The sequence below is a fragment of the Streptomyces albicerus genome, assembly GCF_008905045.1.
Classification (GTDB): domain Bacteria; phylum Actinomycetota; class Actinomycetes; order Streptomycetales; family Streptomycetaceae; genus Streptomyces; species Streptomyces albicerus.
Genome location: NZ_VWMY01000175.1, coordinates 1 through 4,606, shown reverse-complemented (window position 1 = coordinate 4,606; position 4,606 = coordinate 1). Strand labels below are relative to the sequence as shown.

General features: G+C 64.7%; 1 protein-coding gene and 2 pseudogenes. All 3 read left to right on the top strand.

Features of this window, described 5'->3' with window-relative positions; translation table 11 throughout:
• Positions 1-579 precede the first annotated feature (579 nt).
• Positions 580-897 (top strand): CU044_2847 family protein, encoded by a 318-nt coding sequence (locus tag GAS53_RS54590; protein ID WP_151485265.1) that lies wholly within the window; start codon positions 580-582, stop codon positions 895-897.
• A gap of 4 nt (positions 898-901) precedes the next feature.
• Positions 902-2,683 (top strand): annotated as a pseudogene (locus GAS53_RS58740) (serine protease); the annotation flags it as partial.
• A gap of 201 nt (positions 2,684-2,884) precedes the next feature.
• Positions 2,885-4,411: pseudogene (locus tag GAS53_RS57515) on the top strand (ATP-binding protein); the annotation flags it as partial.
• Positions 4,412-4,606 lie beyond the last annotated feature (195 nt).

Below are 4,606 nucleotides of genomic sequence, written 5' to 3'. Positions count from 1 at the left end.
CCGCCTCCTTGCGGATATCTCATGCAACCGGCCTACCGCGCCAACTACCACTTGTCAGCCACGACATCACGCCAACAAGGTCAGTAACGCCGCGATCGCTTCACCCGCCACAGAACGCCCCCCTGTCCAGGCCCCGCCTCATCCACGCAAACATGAATCTGCCCGCTCCCAACTACATGCCTCAAGAACCGAGTGATCACCCCTCCTCACGACAGTCCGGCTGGCTGAGAGGTTGCCACGAGCTGCAGCGACAGCCAGTTCAGCGCCACGGGCCACACCGTGCCTCGCACACTGCCCGCCTCCCAACCCAGCGTGCTGCCCTTCACGCCGGGCACAGCCACACCCATCGCGAACCACCCGTCTGCCACAGCCCTCGATGCCCCTGGTCCAGTGCGCGCGGCGCATCGTCTCCCACGGACAAGGAGTGCTTCGCGTCCAGCAGCGTGCCGTTGTCTCTGCCGAACGGTCAGCGGGCGTTCATGGCGGGATCTGGTGGGAGCGGGACTGCGGCTTTCACTGCGGGGGCAGCGCTGGATGCCCCACCATGGGTTCCTTGTCTTCGAAGCAAATGGGGGGACTGTGGCGGAGCTCATCGCGATGGTCGTGGATGGCTGTGAGGAAACGGCCGTCTTCGAAGTGGACAGCGGCCTGTCAGGCTCAGACCTCGAACTGGCGGCAGACGATGGGACTATGGCCCGTGCACAGACGTCGTTGCACGAGGCATTACGACGGGTGCAGCCGGCCCTGGCACAGGTATCCGCCGCCGTGAAGGAACTCCAGCCGGATGAAATGGAGATCGAGTTCGGTCTCAAGGTCGGTGGCGAGAGCGGCGTGATCATCGCGAAGGGGACGGCCGAAGTGAACTTCGCTGTCCGTGTTTTGTGGAAGCGCGCCTGAGCCCATGCATGCTCAGCGCGAGGGGTTCATCGTCAAGATCCGCGCACAGACATCGGAGGCGCCCGTCGGTGTTGGGGTGGTCGTGGGTGACCGGCACATCGTTACCTGTGCTCACGTGGTCAACGCGGCGCTCGGCCGTGACAAGTTCCATCGTGAGCCCCCGTCCGAACGTGCGCGTGTTCAGGTGGAGTTCGTGCTGCTGGGTGATGGCGAGGGTGCACCACTACGGGTGTGCCGGGTGGCGGCCTGGGACGCGCCTCCCGGGTCCGCCGGCGTCGGCCGTGATATCGCAGGACTCGTGATCGTGGGCGGGGATGCTCTTCCCCGCGGGGCGGGCCCGGCCCGGCTGGTGGATGCGCGGGTCGGCGTGGCTGCCGATGCGCCGGTTTCCGTCTTCGGATTCGCGCGTGTCCCCGAGCGCCGGACCAATGGCGCGTGGAGCACGTGTGTCTTACGGGGATCAGTCGGAGGGGGGTTGATCCAGCTCGATACTCACTCTGAGGCAGCGCTGCGGGCTCAGCCCGGCTACAGCGGAGCCCCGGTCATAGCGGCAGACCGCTGGGGGGATGTGGTGGTCGGCCTGCTGGCGATCGCCGGCAGGACCGACGAAACACAGGATGCCTACGCCATTCCTCTGCCGGAGGTGGCAGCTGCCTGGGGGGACGTGCTGGGCCGCGCTGTGCTGCCCCCCTGCCCCTACCGGGGACTGCAAACCTTTACCCCCCAGGACGCCAAGGCAGGGGTGTTCGTGGGGCGGGAACGGGAGGTCAAACGCCTTCAGGACATGGTGAAGGCGCAGCCTTTGGTCATGGTCACGGGACCCTCGGGCGTGGGCAAGTCGTCGTTGGTGGCGGCCGGCCTGCATCCGGTGCTGGAGAACGACGGGTGGAGGGTGAGCACCTTCCGACCGGGAGCTGCCCCCTATGAATCGCTGGCCCGCGCTCTGCTCGACCTGGAACGTCCGGGTGCCAGCCACTCCCTGGAGCAGCTCGATCGCCGGGCGTGCGCTCTGCGGGAAGAGGGCTTCTGGCCCGTGGCGTCGAAGACTGCCGTCCTGGCAGGCAAGCCTCTGACTCTGGTGGGAGATCAGTTCGAGGAAGTACTCAGCGGCACGGGCAGCGCCGATCCGCTGCAGTTTTTGCAGCACCTGCTCCCGCCCCCAGATACGGTGCAGGATCCACGCGTTCGTCTGGTGTGCACGCTTCGTGCGGACTTCCTCCCCGACCTGTTGGAGCTGCCGGACATCGGTGCCCGGCTGCAGGACCGGCAGTTGAACGTCTCTCCCCTGAATGAATCAGCGCTGACCCGGGTGATCGTGGAACCAGCGCACCTCACGGGCGTCACCTTTACCCCGGGTCTGGCAGAGAAGATTGCCACCGAAGCCAGCCGGTCGCCGGGTAGCCTTCCGCTGTTGGAGTTCGCACTCACACAACTGTGGCCTTTGCAGCATGAACGGCAGATCAGTTTTGACAGCTACTACGGCCTCGGCGGCGTGTCCGGAGCACTCAACCAGCACGCCGAAAAGGTCTACCAGGAACTACGCGAACAACTGGGACTGCAGGAACACCGCATTCGCCGCGTTCTGCTGTCCATGGTGCGCGCCCGTGGCGGTGCTGCCAGCGCCGTACGGGTCACTGCCCAGCGTTCGCACCTTGGCAGTGACTGGTACATCACCCAGCTCCTGGCCGACCCTGACCGCCGCCTTGTCGTCCTGGGCAGCGGAGGGCCCGGGACGGCAGAAATCGCACACGAAGCCCTCATCAGGGAGTGGGGCCGACTGGCAGCGTGGGTCGAGGAAGACGCCGTCTTTCAGCAATGGCTGGCGGTGATGGAAGAACGCGCCCGGGACAAAGACCTGCTGTCCGCCACCCGGGTAGCGGAGGCGCAGCGGTGGCTGGGCGAGCGTAGAAGCGACATCCCGCAGGACGTTGCGGACTTCATTGAGCACAGCAGCGCCGTGATCCTGGAGCAGCAACAGACACAGGAGATGCTCAGCCAGTCGCAGGAACTGACCGACGAACTACGCCGACGGTCAGCCGAGTTGGAGAGCCGTCAGAAAACTCTGCAGGACTCCAACGCCGAGCTGGAGGAGAAGGCCGCGCTGCTGGCCCAGCAGAACCGCGACATCGAGGTCAAGAACACCGAGATCGAGGAGGCGCGGCAGGTCCTGGAGGAGCGCGCCGAGCAGCTCGCGCTCTCCATGCGCTACAAGATCGAGTTCCTGGCCAACGTGTCGCACGAGCTGCGTACACCGCTCAACTCGCTGCTGATCCTGGCCAAGCTACTCGCCGACAACACTGACGCCAACCTCACCCCGAAGCAGGTCGAGTTCGCCGAGACGATCCACGGCGCGGGCTCCGACCTGCTCCAGCTGATCAACGACATCCTCGACCTCTCCAGGATCGAGGCAGGCAAGATGAGCGTCTCGCCGACGCGCATCGCACTGGTCCAACTCATCGACTACGTAGAGGCCACCTTCCGGCCACTGACGGAGGAGAAGCGTCTCAATTTCTCCGTACGGATCTCCCCGGAGCTGCCAGCCACACTGCACACCGACGACCGGCGGGTCCTCCAAGTGCTGCGCAACCTGCTCGCCAATGCAGTGAAGTTCACCGACTCCGGAGCGGTCGAACTGGTCATCCGGCCCGCGGGCACACACGTGCCGGCCTCAATCCGGGACCAACTTCTGGAGTTGGGCTCAGTGCACGACGCGGACACCAACCTGATCGCGTTCTCCATCCGCGACACCGGCATCGGCATCGCGCCCGGCAAAATTCGGATGATCTTCGAGGCGTTCACGCAGGGGGACAACACCACCAATCAGAGGTACGGCGGCACTGGGCTCGGGCTGTCCATCTCACGCGAAATCGCACACCTCCTCGGCGGGGAGATCCACGCACAGAGTGAGCCGGGGCGCGGCTCTACGTTCACGCTGTATCTACCGCTCGACTCGAACCGCTCTTCCAAGCACGAAAAGACGCCTGGCCGCACAGGGCCCGCCCAGCGCACTGGTTCCGAAAACGCGGCCGCGGGACCGCCGTCCAGAACGCGCTCCGCCTTGACTTCAACAGCAGCCTTCACCGACAAGAGGCAGCGGACAGACGAAGAAGCTGTACTACGTCTGCCTGCGGCTCGCTTCGATGGCGAGAAAGTACTGATCGTCGACGACGACATCCGTAGCGTCTTCGCGCTCACGTGCGTCTTGGAAGAGAACGGCCTGTCGGTGCTATATGCGGAGAACGGGCACGAGGGCATCGAAATACTGGAGGGTCACGACGGCACAATGGCTGTCCTGATGGACCTCACAATGCCCAAAATGGATGGATACGCGGCCGCGAAGGCGATCCGCCGTATGCAGAACATCGCAGGGCTGCCGATCATCGCGCTCACCGCGAAGGCAATGCCGGGCGACCGGGAGAAGGCCATCGAGTTGGGCTTTTCCAACTATTTGACCAAGCCGGTCGACCCCGACGACTTGATGTCAGTGTTGCGCGCATGCATGACCGCGTCGTAGCAGGCCAATTCCCAGCATCGAGGAGGTCGATCCAGGCTTCGGTGGTCGCTTCCCTGTCTGGCCAGCTACCGTGCGACTACTTGGCACTGGGACCGGTCCCACGCTCACTAAGACCGTGTCCTACGTGGTGAGGCGGACGAGTCTCTTGTAACAGCACAGGGCTGCGGCGAGTCCGAGAAATGCCAGGTAGTTGCG